Annotated in this window: 15 protein-coding genes; 10 read left to right on the forward strand and 5 right to left on the reverse strand. The window is 57.3% G+C overall.

Annotated features, from left to right (window positions below; genetic code table 11):
• Positions 1 to 156 precede the first annotated feature (156 nt).
• The 3 genes from metF to metB all read right to left on the reverse strand — a co-directional run bounded on the left by metF (position 157) and on the right by metB (position 4,910).
• Positions 157 to 1,047, reverse strand: coding sequence for a methylenetetrahydrofolate reductase (gene metF, locus QQF33_RS22770; protein ID WP_285148568.1), 891 nt, complete (start codon positions 1,045 to 1,047; stop codon positions 157 to 159).
• Positions 1,048 to 1,314: 267 nt separating this feature from the next.
• The gene (locus QQF33_RS22775; protein ID WP_285148569.1) at positions 1,315 to 3,747 is read right to left on the reverse strand and encodes a bifunctional aspartate kinase/homoserine dehydrogenase II; all 2,433 of its coding nucleotides are present in this window, start codon (positions 3,745 to 3,747) and stop codon (positions 1,315 to 1,317) included.
• A gap of 2 nt (positions 3,748 to 3,749) precedes the next feature.
• The gene (gene metB / locus QQF33_RS22780) at positions 3,750 to 4,910 is read right to left on the reverse strand and encodes a cystathionine gamma-synthase (RefSeq protein WP_285148570.1); all 1,161 of its coding nucleotides are present in this window, start codon (positions 4,908 to 4,910) and stop codon (positions 3,750 to 3,752) included.
• A gap of 274 nt (positions 4,911 to 5,184) precedes the next feature.
• Here metB and metJ point away from each other — a divergent pair, with 274 nt between their 5' ends.
• The gene (gene metJ / locus QQF33_RS22785; RefSeq protein WP_015960995.1) at positions 5,185 to 5,502 is read left to right on the forward strand and encodes a met regulon transcriptional regulator MetJ; all 318 of its coding nucleotides are present in this window, start codon (positions 5,185 to 5,187) and stop codon (positions 5,500 to 5,502) included.
• A gap of 48 nt (positions 5,503 to 5,550) precedes the next feature.
• On the opposite strand, the gene rpmE is transcribed toward metJ, so the two are convergent.
• Positions 5,551 to 5,763: a 50S ribosomal protein L31 gene (gene rpmE, locus QQF33_RS22790; RefSeq protein WP_015960996.1), complete on the reverse strand. Its 213-nt coding sequence runs from the start codon at positions 5,761 to 5,763 to the stop codon at positions 5,551 to 5,553.
• A gap of 202 nt (positions 5,764 to 5,965) precedes the next feature.
• Between rpmE and priA the strand changes: the two genes are divergently transcribed.
• The 7 genes from priA (at position 5,966) to rraA (ending at position 13,954) form a co-directional block, all read left to right on the forward strand.
• On the forward strand, positions 5,966 to 8,161 hold the full coding sequence (gene priA, locus QQF33_RS22795) for a primosomal protein N' (protein WP_282492142.1): 2,196 nt from the start codon (positions 5,966 to 5,968) through the stop codon (positions 8,159 to 8,161).
• Positions 8,162 to 8,291: 130 nt separating this feature from the next.
• Positions 8,292 to 9,317 carry a DNA-binding transcriptional regulator CytR gene (gene cytR, locus QQF33_RS22800; RefSeq protein ID WP_282492143.1) on the forward strand — a complete coding sequence of 342 codons (1,026 nt, stop codon included), beginning with the start codon at positions 8,292 to 8,294 and terminating at the stop codon, positions 9,315 to 9,317.
• 93 nt (positions 9,318 to 9,410) lie between these two features.
• Positions 9,411 to 10,424, forward strand: a complete 1,014-nt coding sequence (gene ftsN, locus QQF33_RS22805) for a cell division protein FtsN (protein WP_285158649.1) — start codon at positions 9,411 to 9,413, stop codon at positions 10,422 to 10,424.
• 92 nt (positions 10,425 to 10,516) lie between these two features.
• On the forward strand, positions 10,517 to 11,047 hold the full coding sequence (hslV, locus tag QQF33_RS22810) for an ATP-dependent protease subunit HslV (RefSeq protein ID WP_282492145.1): 531 nt from the start codon (positions 10,517 to 10,519) through the stop codon (positions 11,045 to 11,047).
• A 9-nt stretch (positions 11,048 to 11,056) separates the two neighbouring features.
• Positions 11,057 to 12,388: an HslU--HslV peptidase ATPase subunit gene (hslU, locus tag QQF33_RS22815; RefSeq protein WP_282492146.1), complete on the forward strand. Its 1,332-nt coding sequence runs from the start codon at positions 11,057 to 11,059 to the stop codon at positions 12,386 to 12,388.
• Between the two features lie 67 nt (positions 12,389 to 12,455).
• Complete coding sequence (gene menA, locus QQF33_RS22820; protein ID WP_285154625.1) at positions 12,456 to 13,376, forward strand: 1,4-dihydroxy-2-naphthoate polyprenyltransferase; 921 nt, start codon at positions 12,456 to 12,458, stop codon at positions 13,374 to 13,376.
• Between the two features lie 92 nt (positions 13,377 to 13,468).
• A complete protein-coding gene (rraA, locus tag QQF33_RS22825) occupies positions 13,469 to 13,954 on the forward strand; it encodes a ribonuclease E activity regulator RraA (protein ID WP_095283960.1) in 486 nt (161 codons plus the stop codon).
• Between the two features lie 58 nt (positions 13,955 to 14,012).
• On the opposite strand, the gene zapB is transcribed toward rraA, so the two are convergent.
• On the reverse strand, positions 14,013 to 14,258 hold the full coding sequence (gene zapB, locus QQF33_RS22830) for a septal ring assembly protein ZapB (protein WP_285158650.1): 246 nt from the start codon (positions 14,256 to 14,258) through the stop codon (positions 14,013 to 14,015).
• 395 nt (positions 14,259 to 14,653) lie between these two features.
• Between zapB and QQF33_RS22835 the strand changes: the two genes are divergently transcribed.
• Both QQF33_RS22835 and glpK read left to right on the forward strand, forming a co-directional pair.
• Complete coding sequence (locus QQF33_RS22835) at positions 14,654 to 15,499, forward strand: MIP/aquaporin family protein (RefSeq protein ID WP_285158651.1); 846 nt, start codon at positions 14,654 to 14,656, stop codon at positions 15,497 to 15,499.
• Positions 15,500 to 15,520: 21 nt separating this feature from the next.
• Positions 15,521 to 17,029, forward strand: a complete 1,509-nt coding sequence (gene glpK, locus QQF33_RS22840) for a glycerol kinase GlpK (RefSeq protein ID WP_095283965.1) — start codon at positions 15,521 to 15,523, stop codon at positions 17,027 to 17,029.
• The last annotated feature ends 180 nt before the right edge of the window (positions 17,030 to 17,209 follow it).

Here is a 17,209-nt window from a genome sequence, read left to right on the forward strand (position 1 = left end):
AAGGTATAGTTGAGATAACGCACGGATTCGATAGTTATTTCCGTTTAATACACCCTGGAAATTATAAGTTCATTGTCAGGCGAGGCGGGAGCGTTGATATGGCAGGGAAAGCGGGAAAGTCTAAAAACAAAAAACCCTCCGAAGAGGGTTTTTCAATCACAGGCCAGGGCGGACGCCGAGGGTGTGACAGATGGCGTAACTCATTTCGGCGCGGTTCAGGGTGTAGAAGTGGAAGTCTTTCACCCCTTCGCGGCTCAGGATTTTCACCATGTCCATCGCGATATTCGCCCCCACCAGCTTGCGGGTTTCGGCGTCATCATCCAGCCCTTCATACATTTTCGACATCCACAGCGGGATGCGCACGTTGGTCATGTCAGCAAATTTCTTCGCCTGCTTGAAGTTCGACACCGGCAGGATGCCCGGAATGATTTCCACATCGATGCCCGCGGTGATGCAGCGGTCGCGGAAACGCAGATAGCTTTCGACGTCGAAGAAGAACTGGGTGATCGCGCGGTTTGCACCGGCATCCACTTTGCGTTTCAGGTTGAGCAGATCCGCCTGCGCGCTTTTCGCTTCCGGATGCACTTCCGGATACGCCGCCACGGAGATGTCAAAATCGCCGACCTCTTTCAGGAGCGCCACCAGATCGGTTGCGTACATGTCCGGCTTGCCGCTGCCCGGGGGCAGGTCGCCGCGCAGGGCAACGATATGGCGAATGCCGTTGTTCCAGTAATCCTGAGCGATGGTGCGCAGTTCGTCGCGGGTCGCGTCGACACAGGTCAGGTGCGGTGCCGCTTCCAGACCAGTGCGATCCTTGATGCCCTTAATAATGCTGTGCGTACGGTCGCGCTCACCGGAGTTCGCGCCGTAAGTCACCGAGACAAACTTCGGCTTCAGGCTGCTCAGGCGATCGATAGAGCTCCACAGGGTTTGCTCCATTTCACTGGTGCGCGGCGGAAAGAATTCAAAAGAGACGTTAATCTGGCCCTGCACTTCAGCCAGGCTCTGATTCAGGGCTTCCCGCTGGTTGGCGTGAAAAAAGCTCATACCTTACCTCATCAATCGCGTGTCATTGTTGTTGTGTTGTGAACTGCTATACGTTTAGACGTCTAGATGTAAAAATGACGGAAAAGCGAGATGCCGTCAACAGAAATCATCGGCAAACACGGTGAGGAATGTTCAGGGAAGATGAAGAAGGTTCATGATGGTGGGTGGGTGAGTGCGGCCTGAGCCCTCTCCCACAGGGAGAGGGAGAATATCGGCGTTGATTCTTGTAGGCCCGGTAAGCGAAGCGCCACCGGGCACAGACAAAACCTACAGCAGCTGCGCCAGACGATTAATATCCGACTGAATCGCCCCGGCGGTGACGTCGCGTCCCGCGCCTGGTCCGCGAATCACCAGCGGGTTATCGCGATACCAGCGGCTTTCGATAGCGAAGACGTTATCGCACGGCAGCAGTGCCGCCAGCGGATGCTCAGGGCGGACCGCCTCCACGCCAACGCGCGCTTTGCCGTTGGCGTCAAAACGGGCCACGTAGCGCAGGACCAGCCCCATTTCGCGCGCGGCTTCCAGGCGTGAGACCATCTGTTCGTTCAGCTCGTCGCCGTTCTCGAAGAAGTGATCGACAGATCCCTCTTCGCAGCCCGTTGGCACCAGCGATTCCACGCGCACCTGGCCGGGTTCGATGTCGTAACCCGCTTCACGCGCCAGGATCACCAGCTTGCGCATCACGTCTTTCCCGGCGAGATCCACGCGCGGGTCGGGCTCGGTCAGCCCCTGCTGCCAGGCTTGATCCACCAGGTCCGTAAACGGAACCGTACCGTCGAACTGCAGGAACAGCCAGGAGAGCGTGCCGGAGAAAATTCCGCTGATAGCCAGAATGCTGTCGCCGCTGTCAATCAGGTCGCGCACGGTGTGGTTAACAGGCAAACCGGCGCCCACGGTGGCGTTATACAGCCAGTGACGACCGGTTTTTTCAAACGCGTCGTGGATCTGACGATATTTATCGGTGCTGCTTGCGCCCGCCAGTTTATTGGCGCTGATGACGTGGAAACCGTGGCTGGCGAAATCGAGGTACTGATCGGCCAGCTGCTCGCTGGCGGTCACGTCCAGCACCACCAGATCGTCGTACGGGTGCGCACGCATCCACAGGAACAGGGACTCTTCGTCCTGCTCGACCGCTTCATCGTTGAAGAAGGCCAGCGCACGGCTGGCGTCGAGACCCTCGTAGTTCAGCAGGCTGCGGCGGCTATCCACCACGCCCGCGAGGACAAATTCAAAACCAGTGCGCGCAGAGAGCGTGGTTTGCTCGCGGGCAAACAGCTCCAGCCAGCGGGAACCGATGTTGCCCTTCCCGAACAGCACCAGACCGATGCGTTTTTCGGCTCGGAACAGGGTGGTGTGCAGCCCCTGAATCAGGCTCTCGGTTGGGCCTTTACGCAGTACGGCCACCAGGCTGATGCCCTCTTCCGACTGCCAGGTGAACTCCACCGGCTGGCCTTTCAGCTGTTGCCAGAAACGGTGGCAGTGCAGCGGATTACGGGTGACACCCGCGCCGACCATCGCGACCAGCGCCAGCCCCTGACGCAGGCGAAGTTCGCCCGGCAGACCCGCTTCATCAAGAATTTTCAGCGCGCTGTCCGCCACTTCTGCGGTGTAGCAGAACTGCAGCAGCTGGCGGTCATTGTGTACGCCAACGGCCAGCGGACGCACCTGAGCGCGCTTGAGGATCAGGTCGATATCTTTGTGCGCCAGTTTGAAATCTTGTCCGGCAGGCACCTGGAATTCGATCAGGCAAATATCATCGTGGCTGGTGACGATACGCGCGCCTGTGCCTGAGGCCAACACGCGTTCGATGCGGGTCGAGCCTTTGTCCGGCGTGTAGCTGCAGCGCAGTTGCAGGTCGATATCGCTGCCGGAAACCGGCTGTAAGGTACGGGCGTGAAGCACCGGCGCGGCCAGACGGGCCAGCTCGCTGGCTTCGTCGAGACGCAGGAGCGGCAGCAGGCAGGCATCTTTCACTTTGCGCGGGTCGGCGCTGTAAACCCCGGCCACGTCGCTCCAGATGGTGACGCGTGATGCGCCTGCCAGCGCACCGATTTGCGTTGCCGAGTAGTCCGAACCGTTACGGCCCAGCAGCACGGTTTCGCCCGCATTGCTGCGGCTGATAAAGCCCGTCACGACGATGCGTTTGCCCGGATGCTGCACTAACAGCTGTTGCAGAAGCGGATAAGAGAGACCTTCGTCGACCTGCGGCTGTGCCGCACGTTCCGCGCGCAGGAAATCACGCGCGTCGAGCCATGCCGCTTCCAGCCCTTGCTGTTCAAGGACCGCAGCCATCAGGCGCGCAGACCAGACTTCGCCGTGGCCTACTACTTCGGCGTAAACCGCATCGGTAATGCCGCTGTCCAGCAGTCCGGCCAGACGCTCAAGGTCGTGCACAAAAGCGCTGATAAGAGCATCTGCCGCGTCCGCTGGCAGGAGACCCGAAATCAAATCGCTCTGATAGCGGCGTAATGTTTGTTGAACCTGATGCGCAGAAAGGCGATCGGTCTGGCTTAATTTCAGCCAGCTAATCAACTGGTTGGTAGTGCTGCCTGCCGCCGAGACAACCATCATGTCGCCCGGCATCGAATACTCCGCCATGATCCCTGCGACACGCAGGTAACATTTAACATCAGCAAGACTACTACCACCAAACTTGTGCAGCTGACGACCCTTCGCCCCTGCCTGCGCTATCACACTCATGATTACCCCTTGGCTGCGACCCGGAAGGCATTTTCCAGATCGGCAATTAAATCTTCACAGTCTTCAATACCGGTTGAGATGCGTAACAGCGTCTCGGATATTCCGGCGGCGGCACGCGCCTCTGGCGCCATGCCTGCGTGCGTCATGGTCGCGGCGTGGGAGATCAAGCTCTCGACTCCCCCTAAGGACTCCGCCAGCGTAAACAGTGACAACCCGCTCAGAAAGCGACGCAGCGTTTGCTCATCGCCATCCAGTTCAAAACTTAACATCGCGCCAAAACCTTTCTGCTGGCGTGCGGCAATCTCGTGCCCCTGATTATCCGGCAGCGACGGGTGATACAGCTTTTTCACCAGCGGCTGGTTTTTCAGGAACTCGACAATCGCCTGGGCATTGCGCTGCGCCACTTCCATGCGCGGCGACAGCGTACGCAGACCGCGCAGCAGCAGATAGCTGTCGAACGCGCTGCCAGTGACACCAATGTTATTGGCCCACCATGCCAGTTCGGTGACAACATCAGGATCTTTGGCAATCACCACCCCGGCGACCACGTCAGAGTGGCCGTTCAGATATTTAGTGCATGAATGCAATACCAGATCCGCACCCAGAGAAAGTGGGTTCTGCAGCGCCGGACTGAGGAACGTATTATCCACTACACTTATCGCTCCCGCATCCCTTGCGAGCTGACAAATTTTCGCAATATCGACGACGCGCAGTAATGGATTGCTTGGACTTTCCACCAGGACCAGCTTTGGCTTTTCGGCCAGCGCCGATTTTAGTGCCTGCTCATCGTTCTGATCGACGAATAAAACGCGATAACAGCCGCGTTTCTCCAGGCTGTCGAACAGACGGTAGCTGCCACCGTAGCAGTCGTGCGGGGCCACCAGCAGATCGCCAGGTTTCAGGAACACGGTGGTCACCAGGTGAATGGCCGACATGCCGGTATTGGTCAGGACTGCGCCTGCACCGCCTTCCAGCTCCGCCAGCGCGCGTTGGGTTACGTCACGCGTAGGGTTGCCACGACGCGAGTAGTCATGCGCACGGGGTTCATTAAATCCGGTGAAATTGTAAGTACTGGAAAGATGAATCGGCGGGACAACGCAGCCGTACTGCTCGTCATCATTCAATCCGCTACGCACTGCGATAGTGGCCTGTTTACGCGTCATGGTGAAGGCTTCCTGGCTAATGAGGTGAAAAGTCAGGCACCAGAGTAAACACTGAAACTATAGACGTCAATACATCTGGACATCTAAACTTCTTTGCGTATAGATTGAGCAATGCGAGAATAGCCGTTAAAATTACATGCTTTAGTGCACGCCGCAGTGGCAATATCCGTGTCACGGTATCGTCCTTACGGTAAACTACGCGAGATTACGGTTGAAAGCCTTATCGAATGTAAGGTTTTAGCCTTTATTAATGACAAAGAGGATTAAAGGTCTCATGGCTGAATGGAGCGGCGAATATATCAGCCCATACGCTGAGCACGGTAAGAAGAGTGAGCAAGTAAAGAAAATTACGGTTTCCATTCCTCTGAAGGTGTTGAAGATCCTCACCGATGAACGCACGCGTCGTCAGGTGAACAACCTGCGTCACGCGACCAACAGCGAACTGCTGTGCGAAGCATTTTTGCATGCGTTTACTGGTCAGCCGTTGCCGAACGATGAAGACCTGCGCAAAGAGCGTAGCGATGAAATCCCGGAAGCGGCGAAAGTGATCATGCGTGAACTGGGTATCGACCCGGATACGTGGGAATACTGAATTGCAGATACAAAAAAAGCGCCTTTCGGCGCTTTTTTTTCGGGTAGCTTATTTAGCGCCCGGGATGCTGAAACGCTTGTTGAAGCGGTCAACACGGCCACCGGTTGCAACGTCACGCTGCTTACCAGTGTAGAACGGGTGGCACTGACCACACACGTCCAGGTTCAGATCGTGACCCACTGTAGAGCGGATTTTGATCGCGTTACCGCAAGAGCAGTTTGCAGTAATAAAATCGTATTTCGGGTGAATATCTTTTTTCATGGGGAGAACCTCAGTTAAGGCCGCGTCGCTCTTCCAGCCCTAACGCCAGACACCACGCGATGTTGAATGTATGTTCTTTGAAGCAAAATGCACCAAAGGCGGCGAATCATACAGAATATGACCAGCGGTTGCAAACTGATCCGCACACCTCCAGCATCTAATGTGTATACTAACGCGCCACTTTTCAAGTCAGGAAGATTCGATGCCCGTCGCTCACGTTGCCCTGCCCGTTCCGCTTCCCCGCACCTTTGACTACCTGCTGCCCGACAGCATGAGCGCCAAGGCGGGCTGTCGCGTGAGCGTGCCGTTTGGTAAGCAACAGCGCGTCGGGATCGTGGTGTCCGTGAGCGACAAAAGCGAGCTGCCGCTCAATGAACTCAAAGCGGTGGTGGAAGTGCTGGACGACGAGCCCGTTTACTCGTCCAGCGTCTGGCGACTGCTGCTGTGGGCCGCGGATTACTATCATCATCCAATTGGCGACGTGCTGTTCCACGCCCTGCCGATTCTGCTGCGTCAGGGCAAAAGCGCCAGCCACGCGCCGATGTGGTACTGGTTTGCCACCGAGCAGGGTCAGGCGGTGGATATCAACAGCCTGAAGCGCTCCCCTAAACAGCAGCAGGCGCTCTCCGCGCTGCGTCAGGGACGGATCTGGCGGCATCAGGTGACAGAGCTGGATTTTAACGACGCGGCGCTGCAAGGGTTAAGAAAGAAAGGTCTGTGCGAGCTCGCCAGCGAATCCCCGGCGCTGCTGGACTGGCGCGACGGGTTTTCCGTGTCGGGCGACAGGCTGCGTCTCAACACCGAACAGGCCACCGCCGTCGGGGCAATTCACAGCGCGTCGGATCGTTTCTCCGCGTGGTTATTAGCGGGCGTCACCGGTTCCGGTAAAACGGAAGTCTATCTGAGCGTTCTCGAAAACGTCCTCGCCCAGGGCAAACAGGCGCTGGTGATGGTCCCGGAAATCGGCCTGACGCCGCAAACCATCGCCCGTTTTCGCGAGCGCTTTAACGCTCCGGTGGAAGTGCTGCACTCCGGTTTAAATGATACCGAACGCCTCAGCGCCTGGCTGAAAGCCAAAAACGGCGAGGCGGCGATTGTGATTGGTACTCGCTCGTCACTCTTTACACCCTTTAAAAATCTCGGCGTCATCGTGATCGACGAAGAGCACGACAGCTCCTATAAACAGCAGGAAGGCTGGCGCTATCACGCCCGCGATCTGGCGGTGTATCGCGCCCACAGCGAACAGATTCCGATCATTCTTGGCTCGGCAACGCCCGCGCTGGAAACGCTGCACAACGTGCGCCAGCGGAAATATCACATGCTGCGCCTGACGCGCCGCGCGGGGAATGCCCGCCCGGCCACGCAGCACGTGCTGGATCTGAAAGGTCAGCCAGTGCAGGCGGGTCTCGCGCCCGCGCTGATTGGCCGTATGCGCCAGCATTTGCAGGCCGATAATCAGGTGATCCTGTTCCTGAACCGTCGTGGATTCGCCCCGACGCTCTTGTGCCACGACTGCGGCTGGATCGCCGAGTGCCCACGCTGCGACCACTATTACACTCTGCATCAGGCGCAGCATCACCTGCGCTGTCACCACTGCGACAGTCAGCGCCCGGTGCCGCGCCAGTGCCCGTCGTGCGGCTCGACGCATATGGTGCCGGTGGGTCTGGGTACCGAACAGCTCGAACAGGCCCTCGCGCCGTTTTTCCCCGGCGTGCCGCTGTCGCGTATCGATCGCGACACCACCAGCCGCAAAGGGGCGCTTGAGCAACAGCTGGCCGAAGTGCATCGCGGTGGCGCGCGGATCCTGATTGGCACCCAGATGCTGGCGAAAGGTCACCACTTCCCCGACGTGACGCTGGTCGCCCTGCTGGACGTTGACGGCGCGCTGTTCTCCGCCGATTTCCGCTCCGCCGAGCGCTTTGCCCAGCTTTATACTCAGGTCGCAGGTCGCGCCGGACGTGCCGGAAAACAGGGCGAAGTGGTGCTGCAAACCCATCACCCTGAACATCCGCTGCTGCAAACCTTACTGCATAAAGGCTACGACGCCTTTGCCGATCAGGCGCTGGCCGAGCGTCAGACGCTGCAACTGCCGCCGTGGACCAGCCACGTGATTATCCGCGCGGAAGATCATAACAATCAGCAGGCGCCGCTTTTCTTACAGCAGCTGCGCAATCTGCTGCAGGCCAGCCCGCTGGTCGATAATCAGCTGTGGATTTTAGGCCCGGTCCCGGCGCTGGCACCCAAACGCGGGGGCCGCTATCGCTGGCAGATTCTGCTCCAGCACCCGTCGCGCGTGCGTTTGCAGCACGTTATCAGCGGCACGCTGGCGCTGATCAACACCCTGCCCGAAGCGCGCAAAGTGAAGTGGGTTCTCGACGTCGATCCCATTGAAGGTTAAAGAACGGTGCGAGAGCGATCGAAAAGTTGAACGCATCTCACACTTTTTATGAAAATTCTGTAACCGCTTCCACAAACTATCTGTAAAAATGGATGAGTCAGAAGTTCTGTGGTCCTGCGAGGAGAAGACGTTGAAGTCCAGGAAAGAGGTTGCTTCGGCGACCATGAAAGACGTTGCCCAGAAAGCCAAAGTATCCACGGCAACGGTGTCCCGCGCATTAATGAACCCGGATAAAGTCTCTCAGGCGACGCGCAATCGCGTCGAGCAGGCGGCGCTGGAAGTCGGCTATTTGCCGCAGGCCATGGGGCGTAATGTTAAGCGTAACGAATCGCGTACCATTCTGGTTATCGTGCCGGACATTTGCGATCCCTTCTTCAGCGAAATTATCCGCGGCATTGAAGTCACCGCCGCGGAGCAAGGCTATCTGGTGCTGATCGGCGATTGCGCTCACCAGAATCAGCAAGAAAAAACCTTTATTGACCTGATTATCACCAAGCAGATCGACGGCATGCTGCTGCTCGGCTCGCGCCTGCCGTTTGATGCCAGCATCGAAGAGCAGCGCAATCTGCCGCCGATGGTGATGGCGAACGAGTTCGCGCCAGAGCTGGAGCTGCCGACCGTCCACATCGATAACCTGACCGCCGCCTTCAACGCCGTGAACTATCTTCAGGAGCTGGGGCATAAGCGCATCGGCTGTATCGCCGGGCCGGAAGAGATGCCGCTGTGTCACTACCGTTTGCAGGGCTACGTTCAGGCGCTGCGCCGCGCCGGCGTGACGGTCGATCCGCATTATATTGCCCGGGGCGATTTCACCCTCGAAGCGGGTGGACTGGCGCTGGAAAAATTACTCGCGCAGCCTGAACCGCCGACCGCTGTGTTCTGTCACAGCGATGTGATGGCGCTGGGCGCGTTGTCCTATGCCAAACGTCGCGGTTTGCGGGTGCCACAAGACTTGTCGATCATCGGCTTCGATAACATTTCGCTCTCCGAGTTTTGCGACCCGCCGCTCTCGACGGTCGCCCAGCCGCGCTACGACATTGGCCGCGAAGCGATGCTGTTGCTGCTCGATCAGCTGCACGGCCAGGCGGTCAGCAGCGGCTCGCGTTTGCTCGATTGCGAACTGATCATTCGCGGCTCCACACAGGCGCTTACTTAAAGTAAACGCCTTTCAGACTCCCGTATCTGGTCAAAGGCCCGCCGCTTAAGTAACATGGCGGGCTGACGAACGAATAAATACAGCGAAACGATAGTGGCACAACGAGATTATGTACGTCGCGGCCAGCCGGCACCTTCGCGACGCAAAAAGAGCACCTCACGGAGCAAGCAGCGTAGTCTGCCTTCTGTCTCGCCAGCAATGGTCGCGATTGCTGCCGCCGTTCTGGTGGCCTTCATCGGGGGTCTGTACTTTATTACTCACCACAAGAAAGAAGATGCTGAAGCCCTTCAGGGCAGCAAAGTGGTGGGAAATGGTTTGCCGCCGAAACCTGAAGAGCGCTGGCGCTACATCAAAGAGCTGGAAAGCCGCCAGCCGGGCGTGCGTGCGCCCACCGAGCCTTCTGCCGGTGGTGAGGTGAAAAACGCCGATCAGCTCACCAACGAACAACGCCAGTTGCTGGCCCAGATGCAGGCCGATATGCGCCAGCAGCCGACGCAGCTGAACGAAGTGCCGTGGAACGAACAGACGCCGCAGCAGCGCCAGCAAACCCTGCAACGTCAGCGTCAGGTTCAACAGCAAGTGCAGCAGCAACAGCAGTGGACGCAAACGCAGCCGGTGCAGCAGCCTCGCACTCAGCCGCGCGTGACGGAACAGCCGTATCAGCAGCCGCAGCAGCAAACGCGCACGGCGCAGACCCAGCCGGTTCAACAGCCGCCGAAAGCGCAGGCGCAAAAACCTGCGACGTCGACTCAGCCGTATCAGGATCTGCTGCAAACGCCTGCCCATACCGCCGCGCAGCAGCCGAAAGCACAGCCTCAGCAGAGCGCCCCAGTGACTCAGGCCACCGAAGCTCCGAAGCAAACGGCAGAGAAAAAAGACGAGCGCCGCTGGATGGTGCAGTGCGGTTCGTTTAAAGGCGCAGAGCAGGCCGAAACCGTCCGCGCCCAGCTCGCATTCGAAGGATTTGATTCACGCATTACCACCAACAACGGCTGGAATCGCGTGGTGATTGGCCCGGTGAAAGGCAAAGATAACGCGGATGGCACCATCAGCCGTCTGAAGGTCGCTGGCCACACAAACTGCATTCGACTCGCCTCTGGGGGTTGAAACCCCCAAAATCCCCCCCATCTATCATTCTATTCAGCCCCGAGCACAGGCTCGGGGTATCTGTTCCCAATTTGTAACCAGGGGGTCTGCTCGTGACAACAATTGTAAGTGTACGCCGTAACGGCCATGTGGTAATCGCCGGCGACGGCCAGGCCACGCTGGGTAATACCGTCATGAAAGGCAACGTGAAGAAAGTTCGCCGTCTGTATAACGACAAAGTGATCGCCGGTTTTGCAGGCGGCACCGCAGACGCCTTCACGCTGTTTGAACTGTTTGAACGTAAGCTGGAAATGCATCAGGGCCATCTGGTCAAAGCCGCCGTTGAGCTGGCGAAAGACTGGCGTACCGACCGCATGCTGCGCAAACTGGAAGCGCTGCTGGCCGTCGCCGATGAAAACGCCTCCCTGATCATCACCGGGAATGGCGACGTCGTTCAGCCCGAAAACGATCTGATTGCTATCGGCTCCGGCGGTCCTTACGCCCAGGCCGCCGCGCGCGCTCTGCTGGAAAATACCGATCTGAGCGCCCGCGAAATTGCCGAGAAGGCGTTGGGTATTGCAGGTGATATCTGCATCTACACCAACCACTTCCATACCATCGAAGAATTGAACTCTAAAGCGTAAGGATCTCCCATGTCTGAAATGACCCCACGCGAAATTGTCAGCGAGCTGAACAAGCACATCATTGGCCAGGATAACGCCAAACGCTCCGTTGCCATTGCCCTGCGTAACCGCTGGCGCCGCATGCAGCTCGACGAAGAGCTGCGCCATGAAGTGACGCCAAAAAACATTCTGATGATCGGCCCGACCGGTGTCGGTAAAACCGAAATCGCCCGTCGTCTGGCGAAACTCGCCAACGCGCCGTTCATCAAAGTCGAAGCGACCAAGTTCACCGAAGTGGGCTATGTCGGTAAAGAAGTGGACTCCATCATCCGCGATCTGACCGACTCGGCAATTAAAATGGTCCGCGTTCAGGCGATTGAGAAAAACCGCTACCGCGCCGAAGAGATGGCGGAAGAGCGTATTCTCGACGCCCTGATCCCACCGGCGAAAAATAACTGGGGCCAGTCAGAGCAACCGGCTGAGCCATCCGCGGCGCGCCAGTCTTTCCGCAAGAAACTGCGTGAAGGTCAGTTGGACGACAAAGAGATTGAGATCGATCTCGCGGCGGCACCGATGGGCGTCGAAATCATGTCCCCTCCGGGCATGGAAGAGATGACCAGCCAGCTGCAGTCCATGTTCCAGAACCTGGGCGGCCAGAAACAGAAACCGCGTAAGCTGAAAATCAAAGACGCGATGAAGCTGCTGATTGAAGAAGAAGCGGCGAAACTGGTGAACCCGGAAGAGCTGAAGCAGGACGCCATCGACGCGGTTGAGCAGCACGGCATCGTGTTTATCGACGAAATCGACAAGATCTGCAAACGCGGCGAATCCAACGGCCCGGACGTGTCTCGCGAAGGCGTACAGCGCGACCTGCTGCCGCTGGTCGAGGGCTGCACCGTGTCGACCAAACACGGCATGGTCAAAACTGACCATATCCTGTTTATCGCTTCCGGCGCATTCCAGGTGGCGAAGCCTTCCGATTTAATCCCGGAACTGCAGGGTCGTCTGCCGATTCGCGTTGAACTCCAGGCGCTGACCACTGAAGATTTCGAGCGCATCCTGACCGAGCCAAATGCCTCCATCACCGTGCAGTACAAAGCGCTGATGGCGACCGAAGGCGTGAACATCGAGTTCACCGAAGACGGTATCAAACGCATCGCCCAGGCCGCATGGCAGGTGAACGAAACCACCGAGAACATCGGTGCGCGTCGTCTGCATACGGTGCTGGAGCGTCTGGTGGAAGATATCTCTTACGAAGCCAGCGATCTGACCGGTCAGAGCATTACCATTGATGCAGATTATGTGAGTAAACATCTGGATGCGTTAGTGGCAGATGAAGATCTAAGCCGTTTTATCCTATAATCGCGCTTAATGTAATTTCATCATCATTGATGGGGGCTACTGCCCCCATTTTTATTGGCTAAATACTATGACTGATATCAGCCGTACTCAGGCGTGGCTCGAAAGCCTGCGTCCTAAGACCTTACCCCTGGCGTTTGCCGCCATCGTTGTGGGCACCGCTCTGGCCTGGTGGCAGGGGCATTTCGATCCCCTTGTGGCAGTACTGGCGCTGATCACCGCCGGTTTGCTGCAAATCCTCTCGAATCTCGCCAATGACTATGGCGATGCGGTGAAAGGCAGCGATAAACCCGACCGCATCGGGCCGCTGCGCGGGATGCAGAAAGGGGTGATTACCCAGGCGCAGATGAAGCGCGCGCTGATTATCACCGTGGTACTAATCTGCCTGTCGGGGCTGTCACTGGTGTCGGTTGCCTGTAAAACCACCGCGGATTTCATCGGCTTTATGGTGCTGGGGCTGCTGGCGATTATCGCGGCGATTACCTACACCGTCGGCACGCGTCCGTACGGTTACATTGGCCTGGGTGATATTTCCGTGCTGGTGTTCTTCGGCTGGCTGAGCGTGATGGGGAGCTGGTATCTGCAGGCTCACACGCTGATTCCGGCCCTGTTCCTCCCGGCGACCGCCTGCGGTTTACTCGCGGCGGCGGTGTTGAACATCAACAACCTGCGCGATATCGACAGCGATCGTCTGAACGGCAAAAACACCCTGGCGGTCCGCTTAGGCCCGGTGAATGCACGCCGCTATCACACCGGTCTGCTGATGGGCGCGCTGGTCTGCCTGGCGCTGTTTAACCTGATTTCCCTGCACAGCATTTGGGGATGGTTGTTCGTCCTGGCCGCACCGCTACTTGTTAAACAGGCCCGTTTCGTAATGCGCGAGAAGAGTCCCGCTGCGATGCCGCCGATGCTCGAACGCACGGTAAAAGGGGCGCTGCTGACTAACCTGTTATTTGTTATCGGAATTGTGCTGAGTCAGACGGTCGGTTAACTGACAAATATCAATTAACAATTGATGATTTTGCAAACAATGCGATTCGCGCGATATACTGAACACATTCGCAGCAACCAGACAGTAAACCTATGAAATACGATACTTCCGAGCTTTGTGACATCTACCAGGAAGATGTCAACGTCGTGGAACCGCTGTTCTCCAACTTTGGTGGACGGTCGTCGTTTGGCGGACAGATCATCACGGTAAAATGTTTCGAGGATAACGGGTTGCTGTATGAACTTCTCGAACAGAACGGCCGGGGTCGCATTCTGCTGGTCGATGGCGGGGGTTCAATGCGTCGCGCGTTAATCGACGCCGATCTTGCCCGTCTTGCCGTGCAAAACGAGTGGGAAGGCCTGGTGGTGTACGGTTCTGTGCGCCAGGTGGACGATCTGGAAGAACTGGATATTGGCATCCAGGCCATCGCGGCCATTCCAGTGGGCGCGGCGGGTGACGGCATCGGCGAAAGCGACGTGCGCGTCAACTTCGGCGGCGTGACCTTCTTCTCCGGCGACCATCTCTACGCCGACAATACCGGCATTATCCTTTCCGAAGATCCGCTGGATATCGAGTAAAAAAAAGCCGGGTGGCGCTTGCGCTTACCCGGCCTACTTTTCTGTATAAGCTACGGAATTAAACCTCTTCCATACGCCCCAGCAGCGCCTGCAGACGATCCTGCCAGCCGTCCTGCTGTTCACGCAGCTGGCTGTTTTCACGCTCTAACTCTTCGCGGCCGTGCTGAGCAGACTGCACTTCCTGCGACAGCGAATTATTCTTTTCTTTCAGCTCTTCGATTTCCATCTGCAGCAGCGTGATGGTGTCAATCGCCTGCTGTACTTTCGATTCCAGTTTCTCAAACACTTCTAATGACATGGTCATACCTCTCCTGAATTGCAAGGCGACGCTTTAACGAAAACGCGCACGACATATAGTTGTCGATTGTATGGAGCGCCGCCGTCCCTGTCCAGCGGCACGCCGCGCAGATTGCGGTTTGCAACACTTTTCGGCCTGGTCCTGGTGCGTTCGCCGCATATACCCCTAAATTGTTAATACTTTAGTTAATGAAATGATTCAGCTCTCATTTTCAGAATGATGCAAAAATGCGCTTTATGGCGCGATAACGCTCATTTTATTGACGCAGCACACACATTTTGATTTCGATATTTCTCGTTTTTGCTCGTTAACGATAAATTAACACCATGTCTACAGGACATCGTGGCTGTCCGCTGTCGCTGCGCTAACAATAACATTCATCTTTCTTCAGGATTCCGATTATGAGTCAGACATCAACCTTAAAAGGCCAGTGCATCGCCGAGTTCCTTGGTACCGGGTTGTTGATTTTCTTCGGGGTAGGCTGTGTCGCAGCACTGAAAGTGGCGGGCGCCACCTTCGGTCAGTGGGAAATCAGCATTATCTGGGGTCTGGGCGTGGCGATGGCCATCTACCTGACCGCAGGGGTTTCCGGTGCACATCTCAACCCGGCGGTGACCATCGCGCTGTGGCTGTTCGCATGCTTCGACAAACGCAAAGTCGTACCCTACATCATTTCACAGTTTGCCGGCGCCTTTTGCGCAGCGGCATTAGTTTACGGGCTTTATTACAATCTTTTCATCGACTTCGAACAGACGCATCATATGGTGCGCGGCAGCGTCGAAAGTCTTGATCTGGCGGGTATCTTCTCCACTTATCCGAACCCACAAATCAATTTTGTGCAGGCGTTCGCGGTTGAGATGGTGATTACCGCTATTCTGATGGGCGTCATTATGGCGCTGGGCGATGACGGCAACGGCATTCCGCGTGGCCCGCTGGCACCGCTGCTGATCGGCCTGCTGATTGCGGTGATCGGCGCATCCATGGGGCCGCTGACCGGCTTTGCGATGAACCCGGCGCGTGACCTTGGACCGAAAACCTTCGCCTTCTTCGCAGGCTGGGGCGACGTGGCCTTCACCGGCGCGAAAGATATTCCTTACTTCCTGGTGCCGCTGTTCGGCCCGATTGTAGGAGCTGCGCTGGGTGCCTTCGGCTATCGTAAATTAATTGGTCGCCACTTACCGTGCGACACCTGTGTGGAAGAAGAGAAGGAAACGACCTCAGCCACACAACAAAATGCTTCGCTGTAATCTGACTACGGGACACATACTATGACCGACAAAAAATATATCGTTGCGCTCGACCAGGGCACTACCAGCTCCCGCGCTGTCGTAATGGATCATGACGCGAATATCGTCAGCGTGTCACAGCGCGAATTCGAACAAATTTACCCTAAGCCAGGCTGGGTTGAGCACGACCCGATGGAGATTTGGGCGACCCAAAGCTCCACGCTGGTCGAAGTGCTGGCGAAAGCCGACATCAGCTCCGACGAAATTGCCGCGATTGGGATCACCAACCAGCGTGAAACGGCGATTGTCTGGGAACGCGAAACCGGTAAGCCAATTTATAACGCCATCGTCTGGCAGTGCCGCCGTACCGCGGATATCTGCGAAAAGCTCAAGCGCGACGGCATGGAAGAGTATATCCGCAGCGCCACTGGCCTGGTGGTTGACCCGTACTTCTCCGGCACCAAAGTGAAGTGGATTCTGGACCACGTGGAAGGCTCCCGTGAGCGTGCGAAACGCGGCGAACTGCTGTTCGGTACCGTCGATACCTGGCTTATCTGGAAGATGACGCAGGGGCGCGTACACGTGACGGATTACACCAACGCCTCACGTACCATGATGTTCAACATCAACACCCTCGAGTGGGATGACAAGATGCTGGACGCGCTGGATATTCCACGCGCCATGCTGCCGGAAGTGCGCAAGTCTTCCGAAGTCTACGGTCAGACCAACATCGGCGGGAAAGGTGGCACACGTATTCCGATCTCCGGCATCGCCGGTGACCAGCAGGCGGCCCTGTTTGGCCAGCTGTGCGTGAAAGAAGGGATGGCGAAAAACACATACGGTACCGGCTGCTTTATGCTGATGAACACCGGCGAGAAAGCGGTGAAATCAGAAAACGGCCTGCTGACCACCATCGCCTGCGGTCCGAAGGGTGAAGTGAACTACGCCCTGGAAGGCGCGGTATTCATGGCGGGGGCGTCCATTCAGTGGCTGCGCGACGAAATGAAACTGATCAGCGACGCGTTCGATTCCGAGTATTTCGCAACCAAAGTGAAAGACACCAACGGCGTGTACGTGGTGCCTGCGTTCACCGGCCTGGGCGCGCCATACTGGGACCCGTATGCCCGTGGCGCCATCTTCGGTCTGACGCGTGGGGTGAACTCCAACCACATCATTCGCGCCACGCTCGAATCTATCGCTTACCAGACGCGCGACGTGCTGGAAGCGATGCAGGCTGACTCCGGCATTCGTCTGCACGCCCTGCGCGTGGACGGCGGTGCGGTGGCGAACAACTTCCTGATGCAGTTCCAGTCCGACATTCTGGGCACCCGCGTGGAGCGTCCGGAAGTGCGTGAAGTGACGGCGCTGGGCGCGGCGTACCTGGCCGGTCTGGCGGTGGGCTTCTGGCAGAACCTGGACGAGCTGCAGGAGAAAGCGGTTATCGAACGCGAATTCCGCCCAGGCATCGAAACCACCGAGCGTAACGTTCGCTACAGCGGCTGGAAAAAAGCGGTGAAACGCGCGCTGGCGTGGGAAGATCACGACGAGTAATTCGACCATTCCCCTCACCCTAACCCTCTCCCAAAGGGAGAGGGAACTCGCCGGTTTTCTCCCTCTCCCCGTGGGAGAGATACCGTCTTGTCGGTTATCCGGCAAGCGGTATTTCAGCATTAAATTCTCGTCCGGATTTCACCACGCCATAAGCCAGCTGGAGCAGTTTTCTCATCCCGG

Origin of the sequence: Lelliottia wanjuensis, from assembly GCF_030238365.1 — a bacterium.
GTDB classification, from domain to species: Bacteria; Pseudomonadota; Gammaproteobacteria; order Enterobacterales; family Enterobacteriaceae; genus Enterobacter; species Enterobacter wanjuensis.